Here is an 18,969-nt window from a genome sequence, read left to right on the forward strand (position 1 = left end):
GATCGCCCGCCCCGGAAAGGGTCTTGTTATTGAGCGAGCCAGGACTGGAACTTCGCGTCAAGATCGTCGCGATAGTCGGCCCAGAAATCGTACTGAGTCACGAACACGTTGGACGCGTTAGCCGGATCGGTCGGCATATGCTCGGCCATCGGAATACCCAGCGTGCCGTGATTGCCGACGAGCGGCGCGGACGAGGCGCGAGCCGGACCGTAGGAGATGAACTTGGCCTGATCCGCCAGTCGCTGCGTGTCGGTGGCAAAGTGCACGAAGTCCAAGACACGTGCGAGACGGTCCTCGGGAAGGCCTTCGGGGATGATCCATCCGTCGAAGTCGAGCATCTGTGCATCCCACAGCATACCGATCGGCTGGTCCTGCTCTGCGATCGCGCTGAACAGGCGGCCGTTGTAGGTCGAACCCATCACGACTTCGCCGTCAGCCAAGAGCTGCGGTGTTTCCGCACCGGCTGTCCACCAGACGACGCTGTCCTTGATCGTGTCCAGCTTGGCGAAAGCCTGCGCCTGGCCCTCTTCGGTGGCCAGAACGTCATAGATGTCGTCCTTTGCAACGCCGTCACACAGCAGTGCCCACTCCATGTTGGCAATCGGGCGCCGGTTCAGCGACCGCTGACCCGGATAGGTTTCAAGATCGAAGATCGCGCAGATCGACGTCGGCGGCGTGTCGCCGACCAGGTCGGTGCGGTAGCCCATTGTCGTCGAAAAGACGATCTGCGGGATGAAGCAGTCGGAAACGATCGAGTCGCCAAAATCGTCAGACGCGTCGGTGCCGTCATCGGCAGCCGCAAGGATCTCGTCATGGTCGACTTCCATGGCAAGGCCTTCATCGCAGAGACGAATGGCGTCCGCAGCTTCAACGTCTACCAGATCCCAAGTGATGTTGCCGGCTTCGTTCATGGCCCGCAGTTTGGCCACCGCCTCAGCGCTGCTTTCGTCGTAAATGATCGTCATCTCGGGATGCATCTCGAGATAAGGATCAGAGTAGGCACCGATCTGGCTCGCCTGATAGGCGCCACCCCAGCTCACGATGGTCATCTCGTCGGCCATGCCGTGCGCATCAGCCAGCGCCATTCCGGCGACTGCTGTCAGCGCAGTGCCGATCATCAGTGTGGTCTTGAAAGTCATATTTTTCTCCCGTTGACTTTTATGGTTTGTTTTCCGGTGAGCAGTCCCGTTGACCGCCCAAACCTTTCCTTGCACAAGCGCCTTAAGCATCGAGAGCGCGGCAATCCTCTGGCAGCCAACCGATCTTGATCTGCTCGCCAGGTTTCAGCCGCACCTGATCCGGCGCGTTGCGTGTCTTGATGATGAAATTGTCGATCCCGGCAACCCGAAGTCGCGTTCTGAAGATATCCCCCATGTAAACGAACTCAAGCACCTCCGCATCCAAGGTGTGAGTGCCATCTCTCATCCGTTCGGGATTGAATTCGACACGCTCCGGACGGATCGACACCTTGGTACGATCACCCACTGCGCTCACATTTACCGGAAGCGCCGAAATAATGTCGCCACTGTCCAATTTCACAGTGCACTCGCCCGCTTCGATCGCAGTAACAACACCCTCTAGCGTATTGTTTTCACCAATAAACTGAGCAACGAACGAGTTCATCGGCTTCTCGTACAGCTCGGCCGGTGGGGCCAATTGCTGGATACGACCGGCCTCAAAAACCGCGACCCTGTCCGACATCGTCAGCGCTTCGGTCTGGTCGTGGGTCACGTAAACGACGGTAATACCCAAGGAATGCGCGAGCCTCGTGATTTCAAACTGCAGGGTTTCGCGAAGCTGTTTGTCCAGAGCCCCGAGCGGCTCGTCCATCAGCACCAGTTCCGGCTCGAAGACCAAGGCACGCGCCAAGGCAACACGTTGTTGCTGCCCGCCGGACAATTGACTCGGCCGCCGACCACCAAAGGCCCCCATCTGGACCATGTCCAAAGCGCGCTTGATCTTTGCTTCACGGTCCGACTTTCCCATCTTGCGGACTTCGAGCGGAAAACTGAGGTTCTCGGCCACCGACATATGGGGGAACAAGGCATAGTTCTGGAAAACCATTCCGATGCCGCGCTTGTGAGGTGGGATATTGTTGATCGGCTTGCCATCCAGTCGAATGTCGCCGTTCGTCGCGGTCTCAAATCCGGCAAGCATCATAAGACATGTCGTCTTACCACTCCCCGACGGCCCGAGCATCGTCAAGAACTCGCCCTTCGGAAGCGACAGGTTCAAGTCCTTCACCACAAGTGTTTCGCCGTCGTAGCTCTTCTGTACGCGTTCAAACTCGACGAAAGCCGATTCCGAGGTTTCTGACAAACCCAGTCTCCCTGTCCAACGGCGGCTTTTGCCGCGCTATTGGTGTAGGACTAAACCGAAGCGACACAAAAGATGCAACAGCACGCTCAAAAATTTGGCTGATGCCCCTTAATGTCAGGAGAAATACCGCGAATATCCCCTAAGAGCAGGCGATTTGCCTGTGAATTAGGCAAAAAGTTGAACACGAAACCGCGAGCCTACCAGGTTTCCGCAATGACCTCCCGCCCGAGGTCCAGCGTCAGATACGTCGGTACTTCTCTCGCAGCAGATTCTTTTGCACCTTGCCCATGGCGTTGCGCGGCAATTCGTCGACGACGATCAGCTTCTTCGGCAGCTTGAAACGTGCCAAAGAGGTGGTGAGCTTCTCGGAAATTGAAGCAATATCAATCGTATGGCCGGACTTTTGGACAAGAACGCCCAGGCCGGCCTCGCCAAGGTCCGCATGTGGCACTCCGATGACAGCGCTTTCGAGGACACCCTCCTGTTCGTCTAGCACCATCTCGATTTCCTTGGGATAGATGTTGTACCCACCCGAAATAATGAGGTCCTTGTTGCGCCCGACGATATGAACGTAGCCATCATCGTCGATCTTCCCCAGATCGCCCGTGATGAAGAATCCATCCGCCCGTAGCTCCGCGGCTGTTTTTTCGGGCATCCGCCAGTAGCCAAGAAAGACGTTCGGACCGCGAACTTCGATCTGACCGATCTCACCGTCTGGCACCGTCTCGCCAGTGGCGGCATCCGTGATCTTCAATTCAACGCTAGGAAGGGGCTTGCCGACAGTCCCTGCCCTGCGCTCACCGTCATAAGGATTTGACGTGTTCATATTCGTTTCGGTCATTCCATACCGCTCGAGGATCCGATGGCCTGTCCGCTCTTCGAACTGAACATGCGTATCGGCCAGCAGCGGAGCAGAGCCGGAGATGAAAAGTCGCATATTCGATGCCAGATCACTGTCAAATCTCGGCTCGGCCAGAAGCCTCGTGTAGAACGTCGGCACCCCCATGAGGGTCGTGGCTCGCGGCATCCACTCTATCAGCGAATCGATATCGAGTTTCGGCATGAAAACCATGCTTCCGCCGGCGATGAGGGTCACGTTCACCGCCACAAACAGGCCGTGCGTGTGAAAGATCGGCAAGGCGTGAAGCAGTATGTCGTCAGAAGTGAATTCCCAAAGCTCTGCCAGAACTTCGGCGTTCGACAGCAAGTTGTTCTGGCTCAACATTGCACCCTTGGAGCGCCCGGTTGTGCCGGAGGTATAGAGCAGCGCAGCCAGATCATCGCCATGCCGTGGGGCCGTCTCAAATGTGGATTTCTGTCCTTTGGCGGCGTCCGCAAACGATCCTGCGCCCGAAGCATCCAAAGTCATGAGTGCGGCACCGATGCGTCCCGCAACCGGCTCCAACTCTTCTTTGTTCTGAGGTCGGCACAAGATCAACGAGCAAGCGCTGTCCTCGAAGAAGTATGTCAATTCCTCCACCTGATAGGCTGTGTTCAACGGGAGAAAGACGAGCCCGGCCTGGACGCAAGCCGCGTAGAGCGCCAGTGCCTCGGGAGACTTGTCGATCTGTGCCGCCACTCTATCGCCGGGACGCAGGCCCTGCGCCACGATCGCATTGGCCATCTGAGCTGCCATATCCAGAAACTCGGAATGCGAAACGGTGCGACCGTCCAACAGGTGAAGAAATGGTGTCGTCTTGCCGATATGACGGCCGAAAAGACGATCAAACAGAGGATTGGCCATTGGATTCTTCCTAGTTTCGCGTGAGCCATTGGCTAGAGGCACGCAGACGTCAGTTCAAGTTCAGATAGTACAATGCGAACTCGAACCCGCAACCTGCCCTCAGATCTTGGTACATAGTTCTCATAAACCGGCCCCTTGTCGTACTTTCAACCGCACCCTTGAGGACTGCCAGCAGCGATCGACGTTCCAACTCTGCATCCTACAGCGTAGCCCCCTTGAAATCGACAGTGCCCGTTGGCCAGGTACAAATCTCTAAACCCGTGCAACCATCATGTTCCTGATCCTGCTGGCAACGCATCAAAATCCGCGATAAACGCGGTTCAGGAGGGGTGAAAAGCATGGTCGACACGTGCACATGAGCTGTGACCAGCCACCAGTCGCGAATGAGACCGCACCACCATCAGTTAAGAATTGTCGGATGGGTTAGGCGAGCTTGAACCGGTTTGAGAATGGCCCCACGACCAACAAAGAAGGAATCGCGAAATGACAAGTGTACTGGATCAACTTCGAGAAATGACCGTTGTCGTTGCAGACACCGGGGAGGTTGCCGCAGTCAAGGAATACAAACCTGTCGATTGCACGACGAACCCGTCACTTGTGCTCAAGGCGATGAAAGACCCTGCGTCCGAAGGCGTCGTCGCACGAGAAATCGAGGCAGGCAAGAAGGCAGGAAAGAGCGCCGCTGAAGTCACGGATATACTTACCGTGGCAATCGGGGCCGAACTCGCGGCAATCGTTCCGGGCCGGGTTTCGACGGAAGTGGACGCATGTTTGTCTTTCGATACCGACGCCTCTGTCAAACGGGCGCATCAGATCATCGATGAATACGCTTCCCGCGGGATCGGCAAAGAGAAAATCCTGATCAAGCTCGCATCCACATGGGAAGGCATTCGCGCCGCTGAGAAGCTTCAAGGTGATGGCATTGATTGCAACCTCACGCTGCTCTTCTCCATGGCACAAGCGGTGGCCTGCGCAGATGCGAAAGCCTATTTGATTTCACCTTTCGTGGGCAGGATTACGGATTGGTACAAAAAGAATGAGGGCCGTGACAGCTACGCGCCGGACGAAGACCCGGGCGTGAAATCCGTGCGCAGGATCTATGACTACTACAAGTCCAACGGAATCAAGACGGTGGTCATGGGGGCGTCCTTCCGCAACACGGATCAGATCAAGGCACTTGCCGGCTGCGACAACCTCACGATCGCACCGAACCTGCTGGACGAGCTTGGGTCCGACACGGCCAACCTCACGCGGGTGCTATCGGCAGACACCGCCACTGGCGTCGATCCAATCTCGATGGATGAGGCGACGTTCCGTTGGCAGATGAACTCGGACGCGATGGCGACGGAAAAGCTTGCGGAAGGTATTCGCAACTTCGACGCCGATCATAAGAAGCTGATAGAACTGGTCGCAGACAAGATGGCCGGCTGAGCTCCGAGATACCTCCAAAACTATGAAGGTTGCGCTGCGACGTAGCGCAACCGTTCACACGTATATTTCTGACACGCGCGCCCCCTCTCAATACGCCAGTGAGAAACTCGCACGGCCGTCCAGCGGCTGAAGGCAGCTCGACTGCACCCTACCCCTCCAATTCCCTGCCGGTGTTCGATCGTGCCTCACCTGGACATACCGGTGGAGCCGCCAAGTTGACTTGGCATCCGCGCCCTGTCCTGCGGACCATTTCGCGCCGCGACAACCAGGCGCCCTCAAAAATTCAACCGATATGATGGGCGGATGCCTCCGCTCAGGCGCGCTGCGCATCAGGTCCAACCTACCCAAAATGGCTCCGAATCCGTCACCCAGATATACTCATTATACCTGTTGACAAGGCGATGACGATTCCGACAAGATGCCGCCAATCAGTCGCGCTCGCCGTATGACTGAGAGTTAGGGAGGACTATTGATGAAAACCAACCGCCGCACATTTGTGACGGGCCTAGCAGGCGTCGTGACCCTCGCGGGTACGTCCATTGGCCACGCGCAAGGCAAGGGTCTGATTGCGATCATTACGCCAAGCCATGACAACCCATTTTTCAAAGCCGAAGCCGTGGGCGCAGAAGCCCGCGCTACCGAGTTGGGCTATGAAACCATCGTTCTCGTTCACGATGACGACCCGAACAAGCAATCTGAGCTCTTCGATACGGCAATCGCACGGGGCGCCAGCGCGATCATTCTCGACAATGCCGGCGCCGACGCCACCGTCGCTCCAGTCCGTCGCGCGACCGAGGCGGGTATTCCGTGTTTCCTGATCGATCGGGAGATCAAGGAAGCGGGTATCGCCGTCAGCCAGATCGTCTCCAACAACTACCAAGGCGCCCAACTCGGTGCCGAGGAGTTTGTCGCAATCATGGAGGAGAGCGGCAACTATGTTGAGCTGGTCGGCAGAGAAGCCGATACGAATGCTGGCATTCGGTCTTCTGGCTACCACGACATCATCGATCAATATCCGGATATGATAATGGTCGCGCAGCAGTCGGCGAACTGGTCTCAGACTGAAGCCTTTGAAAAGATGGAATCCATCCTGCAGGCAAATCCTGACATCAAAGGCGTCATTTGCGGTAATGATACGATGGCGATGGGAGCATGGGCAGCGTTGGAAGCTGCGGGACGCAATGACGTGCTGGTCGTCGGATTTGATGGCTCGAACGACGTGCGTGACAGCATTCTGGCCGGCGGCATCAAGGCGACTGTGCTGCAACCTGCCTATCGCCAGGCCCAAATCGCCGTGGAACAGGCTGACCAATATCTGACGACCGGCTCGACGGGACTCCCCGAAAAGCAGTTGATGGACTGCGTCCTGATCACTGCCGAAAATGCCGACCAGCTAGAGACTTTTGCGCTCGGCGCCTAAGCCAACCTTCGTTGCAAACACGGAATCCGGCGGCAATGCCGGGTTCCGACCTATATAGGTGGGGGAATAATGCGTCGGTTGAAATGGGTATCAATTGTAGCGGTCGGTCTCCTGATCTCGCTTTCTGGGTGCAAGATCGTGAAGAACCCCGATCCCGATTCCGCTGGTCAAGCAGATGCAAACCTGACTGACGAGGCGCGAATGGCCGCACTTGCCCGCGACATCTGGGACACCGACGTCCTGCCGACGGTCGCTGAGCACCTCGTTCCCATCGATGACCTTCGAGTATCCCTTGCACAAAATGAGCAGGCTGCGGGACAGTCACACGGGCTGCGCCCGGAAGGCGAAGCCAATCCCTGGAACTTTGCCGTAAGCGGGTCGGGTTCGATCGTGGAGGCCAATACCACGAGTCGTGCCGCAAAACTTCAGGTTGATACGACCGGCGATGGGGCAGCGGATGTGACGGTCCAGCTTGGGCCAGTGATCCGCGGCACGGCCATTCGTGATGCGATGCCCTTCCTCATCTTCACCGATTTCCGGGACCAGATCGAGTTTGCGAAACTTGCTGGCGGCTTGAACGCCATGGCCCATGAACGCTTGTCGCTACCTGAAGGGGATATCATCGGGCGGACAGTCTCATTCGAAGGCGTCTTCACCTATCGAGACTTGGCTTCAGCTCCGGAAGTCGTCCCGACCGCACTTAGCTTTGAGGCGCCCGAATGACTGGCTCGGTCGGTCTCTCCATACGTTGCGGCACAAAGGTCTATCCCGGCACGGTCGCGTTAAAATCAGCTGATTTCGACCTCCACATGGGTGCGGTCAATGTGCTCGTCGGCGAAAATGGTGCTGGCAAATCGACAATGATGAAAATCATCGCGGGCGTCGAACAGCTTACAGAAGGGCAGCTCTTCATTGGCGACGAGGAAGTCGTCCTGCGAAATACCGACGACGCGGCCAATCGCGGCATAGGGATTGTTTTTCAGGAACTGAACCTGTTTCCAAACCTGACGGTCGCTGAGAATATATTTATCGCCCGCGAAAAGACCCGGAGAGGGATCGACGTAGACCAGTCCGCTCAGCGGGCGCGGACCCGAGAATTGATGCGCCAACTCGAACAAGACATTGATCCGGACGCATTGGTCGGTGATCTGAGAGTAGGTCAGCAGCAAATCGTCGAAATCGCAAAATCCCTTGCACAGAATGCGCGTATTCTGATCCTGGATGAGCCGACCTCCGCGCTATCCGCCGCCGAGGTCGATATTCTTTTCCGTGTCATCGCCGATCTCAAGCGCGACGGCGTCGGTATCATCTATATATCCCACCGCCTGGAGGAACTGATCCAGATCGGTGACTACATCACGGTGCTGCGCGATGGAGTCGTTACCGGCGCAAGATCGATGGAAGGCGTCGATGTCGATTGGATCGTCCGCAACATGATCGGCGAAAGCGGCAAAGACTTTGCAAAGGAAATCGACCATCCCTTCGGCGACGAGGTCTTTCGAGCCGAACACATATCGCTTGGCCGTTCTGGCGGTGGGCTGGTCGTCAACGATGTGTCCCTTTCACTTCAAAAAGGCGAAATTCTCGGTATCTACGGGCTGATGGGCGCGGGGCGCTCAGAGTTCCTGGAATGTGTTATCGGGCGGCATCCCGACGCGACCGGACAGGTCTTTGTCGAAGGGCAACCACTCCGCGAAAAGAACGTTGCGGGCCGGATCAAGCGCGGACTTGCATTGATCCCGGAGGACCGAAAGAACGACGGCTTGGTTCAAATGCTTTCCATCCGGGAAAACATGACGCTTTCCAGCCTGTCGCAATTCACCCGTGGCATTCACATGAGCCTGGCGAAGGAAAAGAACAGCGTCTCGGATTTCGTGAAGCGATTGGCGGTCAAAATCGCCTCGGCAGAGCACGCCGTCTCATCGCTATCCGGTGGAAACCAGCAGAAGGTCGTGATCTCCAAGGCTCTGATGACCCGTCCGCAAGTGCTCTTGATGGACGAACCATCGCGCGGCATCGATATCGGAGCCAAGGCCGAGGTGTTCCGCGTCATGCGCAAACTCGCCGCAGACGGCCTTGGGATCATTTTCGTTACATCCGATCTGGACGAGGTCATGTCCCTCTCGGACCGTATCCTGGTCATGTCAAACGGACGGATCACGGGCGAGTTCACCCGCGAAACCGCGACCAATGGTGCGCTCATCGAGGCGTCTGCGGTTGGTCACAAACCCATTTCACAGGTAAAGGATCTCGTTTGATGGCCGAACAATTCGTCGCCGCGCCCTCGAAGTCGAACCCGGACGCCCTTCTGGTGCTGCTCAAGGCCCGCACCTTCATCGCACTTTTCCTGGTGTTCGTGTTCTTTGCCTTCAATGCGCCAAATTTCATGTCGACAGCCAATATGGTCATCATGTCGAAACACATTGCCATCAACGCGATCCTCGCCATCGGCATGACATTTGTCATCGTTTCGGGTGGCATAGACCTATCCGTCGGATCCATCGTCGGCCTTTGTGGGATGGTCGCGGGATACCTGGTCTTGAACGGTGTCGATGTCGGACTGGGATGGTCGATCCAGTTCAATACACTCGAGATCTGTTTACTGGTTATACTGGTCGGCATGGCGATCGGAGCATTGAACGGCTTCCTGATTACAAAGCTCAACGTCGCACCATTCATAGCGACGCTCGGAACCCTGTATATCGCGCGAGGCGCCGCTATGCTCAGTTCGGATGGCCGGACCTTCCCAAATCTGAACGGCAACGCCGAATACGGATCAGACACCTTCCGCTGGATCGGTGCGGGTGAGGTGCTGGGCGTTCCGGTTTCGATCTGCCTCTTGATTTCAGTCGGGGTCCTCGCAGCCTATATCGCAACTCGAACGCCACTTGGACGACACATCTACGCGGTCGGGGGAAATGAGCGAGCCGCCGGCCTTTCCGGCATCAAAGTCAATCGCACCAAGTATTTCGTCTATATTTTCTCAGGTTTCTGTGCGGCTCTGGTCGGATTGATCATATCCTCGCAGCTGGTTGCGGCACACCCAGCGACCGGGGACACCTTTGAACTCAATGCCATCGCCGCTGCCGTGCTTGGCGGCACGTCCATGTCAGGCGGGCGTGGCAGGATCGGCGGCACGATCATCGGGGCCTGCGTCATCGGAGTTCTGTCGGATGGCCTGGTCATGATGGGCGTGTCATCGTTCTGGCAGACCGTGATCAAGGGACTGGTTATCATAGCAGCCGTGGTCATTGATCAATCGCAGCAAAAGCTACAGGCTAGGGTTGCTCTTCAAACGCAGGCGAATTTGAGCAAGTAGGGAGAGACCCGATATGAAGGGCGCATTGATAGGCTGTGGATTTTTCGCGCAGAACCAGCTCAACGCTTGGCGCGACATCGACGGGGTCGAGATCGTCGCACTATGCGATCAGGACACGCAGCGATTGTCCACGAGCGCGTCGACCTTTGGCATCGCCAGAACCTATACTGACGCCCGAGAGATGTTCGGCGACGGTGGCTTTGATTTCGTCGACATCGTCACAACGGTAGGGTCACACCGCGCATTGGTCGAATTGGCGGCCAGCCATGGCGTTCACATAATTTGTCAGAAGCCTTTCGCGGCCACGTTGGATGACGGACAGGCCATGGTCGGTGCCGTGAGAGCTGCCGGCAAGACGCTGATGGTGCACGAGAACTTTCGCTGGCAGTCGCCAATTCAGGCCGCGATGAAGGCGGTCAATTCGGGCGCCATCGGCGAGCCATTTTTCTGCCGCGTGAGCTTCCGCTCCGGCTATGACGTCTTCTCGGGGCAACCGTATCTGGCCGAGGGCGAGCGCTTCATTATCGAAGACCTCGGCATTCACATATTGGACATCGCGCGCGCTTTTCTCGGCGATGTCGATCACCTTGCCGCCACCACACGCCGCATCAATCAAAGCATCAAGGGTGAAGACGTCGCTACGATGTTGCTAAAGCACCGCAACGGGGCAACCAGTGTCGTGGATTGCTCCTATGCCACCCGGCGCAGCCCCGAGACCTTTCCTCAAACCCTGTTGGAGATAGATGGTCACGAAGGCACGCTTCGACTTGATGCGGGATACAGGCTTACTCTTCAGGGCAAGACCGAGAAAATAGTGGACGTATCGCCGCCGCTGCTACCTTGGGCCGAACGGCCTTGGCACAACATTCAGGAAAGTGTTCGAACGATTCAGCAGCACTTCGTCGATTGCCTCAATGCCGGAACAACCCCGGAAACGTCCGGCGAGGACAACCTCAAGACCCTTGCGCTCGTCGAAGCGGCCTACAGATCGGCAAAAGAAGGACAAACCGTAAAGCTATCTGACAGATGACTCACAACTATGACCTCTTCGGCACGGACGAGCCGCCTGTCGAGCGACGCGACTTCGTGATCGGACGGCTGTCCTTTTCAATCGAGAACGGAGCGCTTCGCCATTTCGGTATGGATGGAACCGAGGCCATTCGTGGGATCGCATTTCTCGTGCGCGACGGCGATTGGGGAACGCTCGTTCCCCAGATCACCGATGAAACTCTCGAAGCATCGGAATTGGCGCTTCGGCTGCAATATCAGGCCCAATACAAGACGCAAACGGCCGAGCTCACCGTCAAGGTCAGTATCCAAGCCGATCAAAGCCGCCTGATCGTTTCGGCAACCGGCCGAGCAAAAGGGCACTTCGAAACCAACCGCGCGGGATTTACGGTTCTACATCCAATTCGCGATGTGGCGGGTGCTCCGGTGCGAGTAGATCATAGCGACGGCACGTCCTCTTCGTCGCACTTTCCCTCGAACATCGAACCATGGCAGCCCTTCAAGGATATCAGCGCGTTGACCCACAACGCTGGGACAAATGCAGTCACCTGTCGCTTTAAAGGCGACACCTTCGAAATGGAGGATCAGCGCCAGTGGGGCGACGCCTCCTACAAGACCTACAACCGGCCGCTTGCAGAGCCATGGCCATACTTGATTCCCGATGGCACTGATTTAAGGCAGTCCGTCGAAGTCACTTGGCAGACCACGACATCCGCCAATGCATCCACCTCCGAAGAAGCGCCGAAAGGTGCGCATTTTCCGCAAATGGCATTGGTCATTTCCCCCGATGATGCAGCGCGACTGGCGCTTTCACCAATAGACCTGGAGGTCGTGAAACCGCAAAGGCTTCTATGCCACTTGGATGCGACATTGGGAGACACCTCACAACAGTTTGTCGCATTTGCACAAGCACAAGCCGCCTGCCCTTCCACGCTGTTCGATCTGGAACTGATCTGTCGTTGCGATGCGAACCCGGAACCCGAACTTCAGGAACTTGCGGCCCAAATGGCTGCTTCGGGATTTGCGCCTTACAGCATCATGGTATGCCCCTCGGTCGACCGCCAATCCACACCACCCGGCTCCGATTGGCCGGATTGTCCTTCACTCGAGCTTATCCACAATGCTGCAGCGAACGCCTTCCCATGCATACTTCGCGGTGGAGGTATGGCCAGCTTCTTCCCCGAACTGAACAGGAAAAGGCCACCTGTGGCGATGCTTGATTTCATCAGCCACGGTCTCTGCCCGATCGTTCATGCCGCGGACGACTTGTCTGTCATGGAGACACTAGAAGCGATCTCGCACATCACCCGATCCGCTCGGAGCATCATCAAGGACAAGGCCTACAGAATCGGCCCGGCGACGATCGCAATGCGGCAGAACCCGTATGGTAAACGCACAATTCCCAATACGACAAACGGGCGGGTTTGCATGACAGACGACGATCCGCGGCATCGCGCGAAATTTGGTGCGGCCTATGCAATCGGGCTGGCGACCGCCCTCGCCCCAAGTGGCATCGAAGTCTGGACACCCGCGTCGCTCTATGGACCGAGGGGTGTGATCCGTGACCAAGGTGTCTGGCCATTGACGGACGCGCTGAGACTGCTTGGCGAATTGGCGGGACAACCAGTGCGAACCGCAGAAGTCACTGCCTCTAAAGCCCGCCTGACGGTCCGAGACACGGCCATCAATGTGAACCTCACAGCGCAGATGCGCGAAGGGCTCGGCCCCTATGAATGGCAAGCAATTGCTTAGAGAATTAGGGCTTCGCCGGCGACGTGAAGTTTGATTTTGACCGGTTGAGGTGGTCTTCCATCGCTTGAGCCGCCCGTGCGACATCATTCTCGGAAAGGCACTCAAGTATTGCCGCATGCTCTTCGAGGGTCGTGTTCTCGCGACCCGACCAAAGCAGCAGGGAAGAGTGATACTCAAAGAGCCACGTCAACATCATCTCCGTAATGGCGTGGATCAGGGTGTTCCCGGTGATTAGGGCGATGCGGGTATGAAAAGCTACGTCAGCCTTCATGAACGCCTCGGCATGGCCAAGCTGGGCTCTTTGCGCCTCGATCAGGTCGGCCAGCTCTGCCGCGTCTTTGGATGTGCATTTCTCTGCCGCCAGCCTGATACTGCCAAGCTCGAGGATATGGCGGACCTGCTTCAAGTACTCGATATTCGAAGGCTCACTGGACAGCAAAAGCTTTGCAACATCATCGAGTTGCTGGAACGCGACACTGGCGGTCAGAGTATTCACTCGGCTCCGCTCGCCATGGGTAATGGTAATCAGGCCCTTGCTCTGCATTGATTGCAAAGCTTCACGCACAGCCGGACGTCCAACACCGAACTTTTCCATCAGAGCCCGCTCGGAAGGAACAATGTCACCCGCCGCCAGCTCGCCCGACGCAATCATTTCGCGCAGTCGCTCAAAGACCTGATCTGATAATTTCAGGCGAACGATCTTGCTCGTTGTGCCATCGGACTTGTTTTTCACTGCACGCTTGCCTGCTTCCCAATCACTGTTTCAGATTACGTCCTCGCAACAGTCGTTACAAGCGCATCGCGGCCGCGGCGAGTTAGGTGATCCGCTGGATACTGGCTGCGATCTCATCAGGATCGAATACCCGCTTCCAGTCATCCTTCATGAGAACAGGCTTTCCGAATTCAATTGCCTTGTTGCAAGCGTCTGAGAACACACCTTCAACCTCGCCAAAGATGACAGCCCCCAGAATATTCATATGTCCCAAAAGGAAATCTCGCGCCGCCTCCTTGGGAACGCCTCGCGCAACCACCTCATCCATTGCCTCTCGCATGATGTCCAAGAGCGACGCGCAAACGGTTTCAGACAGGCCTGGCTCCAGCAGGGCCATTTGCTCGACCGTCACCCGATGTGATCGCGCAACCGGGGCAAAAATGGTCTTCCCCACTTTCTCGCCCAGTGCGTAGTCCGCTTCGGGGCCCTGCATCAATGCGTTCACGATGCCTTGGCGCGCCGAAACCCCGCCGAAGTGATCTTTGCGATCTTCCGTCGAGTCCTCATTGTTGAAAATGGGCGGATGGCACGGATGGCTTACGAAATAAGTCACATCGTCCCGCTTCGGAAGGTGCCCCGCAAATGGTGCGGCAGCATCCAGACACATGACGATCGCGCCGGACGGGACCTTGTCGATAATGGCCTTCGCGACCTTGCCGATCACCGTGTCAGGCACGGCAAGAACGACAACGCGCGCACCTTCGAGTGCTGCGTCCGGGTCTTGGCAAGTAATCCCCAACTCGGCTTTTAACCTCTCCCGGCCCTCCTCCGACACTTCCACGTGAGCGGTCTGGAACTCGGAGGACGCCAGATTGCGGGACAATCGAACACCCATTTTTCCACCAGCACCAAAAAGGGCAATTTTCGTCACATCGAACCTCCGAAATTGGTATCCTGCACCTACAGTCGCAGATGCAATTGACAACTGGTATAATAAGCTACTAATCACACCAACAAGTCAAGTCTGCTTTGCGGCAAACATATAGTGGAGGGAAAGCCAAATTGAGCAAACAGTCAAATCGGCTGCTCCTCGCATGGTATGGTGACGACTTCACGGGAGCCGCCGCGGTGATGGAAGTGTTGGAGTTCTCGGGCATCCCATCGATGTTGTTTCTCGAGGCACCGACACCCGAACAGGTCTCCCGATACGAGGGCCTGCGCGCTGTCGGCATCGCCTCGACAGCCCGGGCCCAAACGCCTGACTGGATGGACGAGAACCTCCCTTCCGCCTTCTCCGCACTGCTCGCATTGGACCCGCAGCTGCTGCATTACAAAATCTGCTCTACATTGGACTCGTCGCCCGAAATTGGCTCAATCGGACGCGCGATCGAAATTGCGACGGATCTGATTGAAACCGGGCCGGTACCGTTGCTCGTGGCAGCCCCTCAAATGCAGCGATATCAGGTATTCGGCCATCTTTTCGCGGGTCACGGCACCGAGGTATATCGCCTCGATCGACACCCGGTCATGGCGCGACACCCGGTTACACCGATGGCAGAGTCCGATGTCGGTCGACACGTGGAAGCGCAATCAGATCGGTTGACGGCATCTGTTTGGTCACAAGACATGGGCACGCAGCCCTTGGCAATTGATCCAATAGACCCGAACCGGATCCAGATCACGACAATGGATTGCATGGATGCAAGTAGCGAAGCCGCCGGTGGTCGAATGCTATGGCAAAATCGTGAAACCAGCCGCTTCGTTGTCGGGTCTCAGGGGGTCGAATTCGCCCTGGTCCGACACTGGATCGAGACAGGGATGTTGACGCCGCAAGAGCCCCCCGCCAGCGCCGGTCGGTGTGACGGCATGGTGACTATCTCCGGTTCGGTTTCCCCCACAACGGCGGAGCAAATCGGATGGTCGCGGCACAACGGCTTTGCGACAATTCGTTTTGATCCAACTTGTGCCTGCGGCGGCGAACAAGAGGTCGGAGCGGAAGTTAATCGTGTGATTTCGGCGAGCCTCGACGCCCTGTCCAACGGCACAGATCCACTCATCTTTACTGCGGAGGGGCCGGATGACCCTGCCACCGCCCGTTTCAATAGCGCCGCGCAAAGATCTGGAAAAAAGCTGCCCGATATCAACCGCGTCTTGGGCGATGCGCTCGGCAAAACCCTCGAACAGATCCTGAAGAGGACAAGTGTTCGGCGCGCTGTGATCTCCGGCGGCGACACATCGGGCCATGCGACGCGTCAGCTCGATATCTTCGCGCTTTCGGCGCTCGCCCCCACCATTCCGGGCGCCTCTCTCTTCAAAGCGCATGCAGACGGTCCGATGGACGGTTTGGAGCTTGCGCTCAAGGGCGGGCAAATGGGCAGCACCGACTACTTTGATTGGATACGCAACGGAGGTGGGCTCAGGTGACACGAATTTTCGCAACCTACGATATCGAAACACCGGTCGGGCTGGCGCATGCGGCTGACGTGCTGGCGGGCGAGCAATCAACTGGAACCTTCGTCAAACTGGCGTCCGAAACCGACGAACTCAGAGCGCGGTCTGCAGCCCGAGTAGAGAACATCCGGACCACCTCTTCCTCCAACGCCCCGTCGCTGCCCTCCCGTAAGACGGGCAATACCTACGAGCGCGGTCTCGTGACCGTGAGTTGGCCCTTGAATACAGTCGGCACGTCGTTGCCGACGCTGATGTCCACGATTGCCGGAAACCTCTTCGAGCTGGCGGAGATATCGGCAATTCGACTGACCGCAGTGCAGCTCCCCAAAGAATTTGGCAGGGACAATCCCGGACCTCAATTTGGCGCAGAAGGCACGCGAGCCTTCATGGGCGGCCATACCGGCCCGCTGATCGGCACAATAATCAAGCCGAGCGTCGGGCTCCGGCCATCCGAAACGGCCGAACTCGTCAAAGCGCTCGTCGATGCCGGAATTGACTTCATCAAAGACGACGAACTACAGGCCAATGGACCTGACTGTCCCTTTGGAGAGAGGCTGTCGGCCGTCATGAGGGTGATCAATGACCACGCCGAAAAGAGCGGCAAACGAGTGATCTATGCTGCCAACATCACCGACGAGATAGACCAGATGTGGCGCAATCTCGACCTGATGCAAAGCGTCGGAGCCTTTTGCGCCATGGTCTGCCTCCAGTCGGTCGGCCTATCCGGCGTCCGGGCTGTGCGGAATCATAGCGAGGCTCTGATTCACGGGCATCGCGCTGGCTGGGGGCTCTTGTCACGATCCCCCGATATCGGAGTGAGTTTTGATGTGATGCAAAAGCTCTGGCGATTGGCCGGCGCGGATCACCTGCACGTCAATGGGCTCGGCAACAAATTCACCGAGAGCGACGAGGTCGTCGCTGAATCGGCCCGATCGGTTCGGCGGCCGACAACGTCCGATCACAGTTTGAATGATGCAGCGATGCCGGTTTTTTCCTCCGGCCAAACAATTTGGCAGATCGCCCCGTCACGAAAAGTCGTTGGCAATGACGATTTCATTTTCTGCGCAGGAGGCGGCATCATGAGCCACCCAGGTGGCCCGGGCCAAGGTGTCACCGCCCTTCGAGCCGCAGCAGAAGCGGCACGCGACGGCGTGTCTCTAGACGAAATGACCCGTCAGAGCCCGGCGCTGCAGATCGCAACCCAATTCTTCAAGCGACCAAGTTCTCCTTAAACGGGCTCACATCGTGGCGCATCGCCCTGAGCCTGAGCCCTTCACACCTTTTCGATCGACGAACGTGGACCCAAGAAGTTCCCCAGTATTGAAAGACCGGGAACGTTGTCGCAAATGACCTTAAGCAGCACGAGGAATGGGACGGCCATCAAGGCTCCCGGCACACTCCACAGCCAGCCCCAGATGATCACGGTAAGGAACACCGAAACCGTGTTCATCTCAAGCCGCCGGCCCAATACGGTCGGGGTCACAAACTGAGCCTCCGCCGATGTCAGGATGGCGTAGATGATCGCGGGCAAGAGCCCTGCGCTCAGCGTATCGAAGCTCAGGATTCCAAACGCGGCAATCAAGATCGTTCCGATCATGCCACCAACAAACGGCAAGTAGTTCAGGACAAACGCCAAGACACCCCATAAAATCGGGTTCGGAAGGCCGACAAGGAACATGGCGATGCCGATACTAAGACCGAGCCCCGCGTTAATCAGAGTGATGGTCAAGAAATAATGAGAAATTTGGCGCTCAATATCGCGCGCAGTCCGGATCGCCCGCCGCTTGTCGGAGAAATTGGGAAAGGCTTCGACGAGCTTGACGTAGAACAGGTCACCTGATGCCAAAACGAGCAGGGCAAGAACCAAGCCCACAGCGATCAACGCCATGAAGTTCGCGATGCTTCCGGCAGCAAAGGCCAAGAGCCCTGGTTGCTCGACAGCAACCACAGGTGTGGAGTCACCTCCGTTGGCCAAATCCTCCACCTGATCGCTGGCATTCTTGACCTCTTCCAATGACGCGAGAATTCCAGCCAACTTCTGCCGCAACTCGACACCCATCGTTGGCGCGTCTGCCATGATGTTTGATATCGGGCCGCTCAAAAGATAGGAAACAAATCCCAATGCTGCAGCCGCCCCTACAATTATGGCCACAGCGGAAATCGGTTCAGGAATGCCAATACGCGCAAAGCTGCGAACGACCGGGCTGAATGTCAAAGCCACAATCAAACCAATTACGATTGGCAGGAAAAGATCACGTCCAAAGTAAAGTGCGGTAAAACCCAGAATAATAGAAACAAATATCAATAGATTCTTAATTTTACGAATATCGTCCATACTCCGCCGCCCTTTATCAAGAGTGGGCACAGCTACAGCCCCGTGACCATAACGTAGCAGCTCGACTTTGGTTCCTCGCAATCGCGAATAGATCGGCTCACGGTCCCGCCCCACGTCGACAACGACCAGAGAACAGAAGATCACAATCCGTCAGAAAACCTATATTTTTCCACGCACAAGGAGTCAAAACATCGAAAAGAGGTTCGGTTTCCTGCGAGGCCCAACGAAAAAGGGCTCCGCCAAAAAGCGAAGCCCTATTACTCGTTACATCTCGAACGCTGTTAGACCGGCGGCTTGCCACGCACGGCGCGGGCAATCATCGCGACCACGAACAGGATCAGGAAGATTACGAAAAGGATTTGAGCGAATCCGGCCGACGCGCCGGCAATTCCACCAAAACCCAATGCGCCTGCAATCAGCGCGACCACCAGAAATGTTAAAGCCCAACCAAGCATGTCTCGTTCCTTTCTCAGTTTCG

At 56.9% G+C, this 18,969-nt stretch carries 16 protein-coding genes; 9 read left to right on the forward strand and 7 right to left on the reverse strand.

Annotated elements, in window-relative coordinates; translation table 11 throughout:
• Positions 1-26 precede the first annotated feature (26 nt).
• The 3 genes from LOM8899_RS20595 to LOM8899_RS20605 all read right to left on the reverse strand — a co-directional run bounded on the left by LOM8899_RS20595 (position 27) and on the right by LOM8899_RS20605 (position 4,063).
• Positions 27-1,139, reverse strand: coding sequence for an extracellular solute-binding protein (locus tag LOM8899_RS20595; RefSeq protein ID WP_093994139.1), 1,113 nt, complete (start codon positions 1,137-1,139; stop codon positions 27-29).
• Positions 1,140-1,221: 82 nt separating this feature from the next.
• A complete protein-coding gene (locus LOM8899_RS20600) occupies positions 1,222-2,319 on the reverse strand; it encodes an ABC transporter ATP-binding protein (RefSeq protein WP_093994140.1) in 1,098 nt (365 codons plus the stop codon).
• A 238-nt stretch (positions 2,320-2,557) separates the two neighbouring features.
• A complete protein-coding gene (locus tag LOM8899_RS20605; protein ID WP_093994141.1) occupies positions 2,558-4,063 on the reverse strand; it encodes a malonate--CoA ligase in 1,506 nt (501 codons plus the stop codon).
• 483 nt (positions 4,064-4,546) lie between these two features.
• Here LOM8899_RS20605 and tal point away from each other — a divergent pair, with 483 nt between their 5' ends.
• The 7 genes from tal (at position 4,547) to LOM8899_RS20640 (ending at position 12,993) form a co-directional block, all read left to right on the forward strand.
• Positions 4,547-5,494, forward strand: coding sequence for a transaldolase (gene tal, locus LOM8899_RS20610; RefSeq protein ID WP_093994142.1), 948 nt, complete (start codon positions 4,547-4,549; stop codon positions 5,492-5,494).
• A gap of 472 nt (positions 5,495-5,966) precedes the next feature.
• Positions 5,967-6,914, forward strand: a complete 948-nt coding sequence (locus LOM8899_RS20615; protein WP_093994143.1) for a D-ribose ABC transporter substrate-binding protein — start codon at positions 5,967-5,969, stop codon at positions 6,912-6,914.
• Positions 6,915-6,983: 69 nt separating this feature from the next.
• Positions 6,984-7,637 carry a DUF2291 family protein gene (locus tag LOM8899_RS20620; RefSeq protein ID WP_093994144.1) on the forward strand — a complete coding sequence of 218 codons (654 nt, stop codon included), beginning with the start codon at positions 6,984-6,986 and terminating at the stop codon, positions 7,635-7,637.
• 86 nt (positions 7,638-7,723) lie between these two features.
• On the forward strand, positions 7,724-9,172 hold the full coding sequence (locus LOM8899_RS20625; protein WP_245820659.1) for a sugar ABC transporter ATP-binding protein: 1,449 nt from the start codon (positions 7,724-7,726) through the stop codon (positions 9,170-9,172).
• 53 nt (positions 9,173-9,225) lie between these two features.
• Positions 9,226-10,233, forward strand: coding sequence for an ABC transporter permease (locus tag LOM8899_RS20630; protein ID WP_245820656.1), 1,008 nt, complete (start codon positions 9,226-9,228; stop codon positions 10,231-10,233).
• Positions 10,234-10,246: 13 nt separating this feature from the next.
• Complete coding sequence (locus tag LOM8899_RS20635) at positions 10,247-11,263, forward strand: Gfo/Idh/MocA family protein (protein ID WP_093994147.1); 1,017 nt, start codon at positions 10,247-10,249, stop codon at positions 11,261-11,263.
• Complete coding sequence (locus tag LOM8899_RS20640; RefSeq protein ID WP_093994148.1) at positions 11,260-12,993, forward strand: D-apionate lactonase family protein; 1,734 nt, start codon at positions 11,260-11,262, stop codon at positions 12,991-12,993. The genes LOM8899_RS20635 and LOM8899_RS20640 overlap by 4 nt, the downstream gene beginning before the upstream one ends.
• Positions 12,994-12,997: 4 nt before the next feature.
• Here LOM8899_RS20640 and nanR read toward each other — a convergent pair whose 3' ends face one another.
• On the reverse strand, positions 12,998-13,726 hold the full coding sequence (gene nanR, locus LOM8899_RS20645; RefSeq protein WP_093994149.1) for a transcriptional regulator NanR: 729 nt from the start codon (positions 13,724-13,726) through the stop codon (positions 12,998-13,000).
• 82 nt (positions 13,727-13,808) lie between these two features.
• Positions 13,809-14,636, reverse strand: a complete 828-nt coding sequence (locus LOM8899_RS20650) for a phosphogluconate dehydrogenase C-terminal domain-containing protein (RefSeq protein WP_093994150.1) — start codon at positions 14,634-14,636, stop codon at positions 13,809-13,811.
• 131 nt (positions 14,637-14,767) lie between these two features.
• Between LOM8899_RS20650 and LOM8899_RS20655 the strand changes: the two genes are divergently transcribed.
• Both LOM8899_RS20655 and LOM8899_RS20660 read left to right on the forward strand, forming a co-directional pair.
• Positions 14,768-16,129: a four-carbon acid sugar kinase family protein gene (locus tag LOM8899_RS20655; protein ID WP_281253259.1), complete on the forward strand. Its 1,362-nt coding sequence runs from the start codon at positions 14,768-14,770 to the stop codon at positions 16,127-16,129.
• Complete coding sequence (locus LOM8899_RS20660; RefSeq protein WP_093994152.1) at positions 16,126-17,388, forward strand: ribulose-bisphosphate carboxylase large subunit family protein; 1,263 nt, start codon at positions 16,126-16,128, stop codon at positions 17,386-17,388. The genes LOM8899_RS20655 and LOM8899_RS20660 overlap by 4 nt, the downstream gene beginning before the upstream one ends.
• A gap of 41 nt (positions 17,389-17,429) precedes the next feature.
• Here the strand turns inward: LOM8899_RS20660 and LOM8899_RS20665 are convergent, their stop codons facing one another.
• Positions 17,430-18,491, reverse strand: coding sequence for an AI-2E family transporter (locus LOM8899_RS20665; protein ID WP_093994153.1), 1,062 nt, complete (start codon positions 18,489-18,491; stop codon positions 17,430-17,432).
• A gap of 281 nt (positions 18,492-18,772) precedes the next feature.
• Positions 18,773-18,946 carry a DUF1328 domain-containing protein gene (locus tag LOM8899_RS20670; RefSeq protein WP_093994154.1) on the reverse strand — a complete coding sequence of 58 codons (174 nt, stop codon included), beginning with the start codon at positions 18,944-18,946 and terminating at the stop codon, positions 18,773-18,775.
• Positions 18,947-18,969 lie beyond the last annotated feature (23 nt).

Origin of the sequence: Flavimaricola marinus (assembly GCF_900184895.1) — a bacterium.
Taxonomy (GTDB): Bacteria; Pseudomonadota; Alphaproteobacteria; order Rhodobacterales; family Rhodobacteraceae; genus Flavimaricola; species Flavimaricola marinus.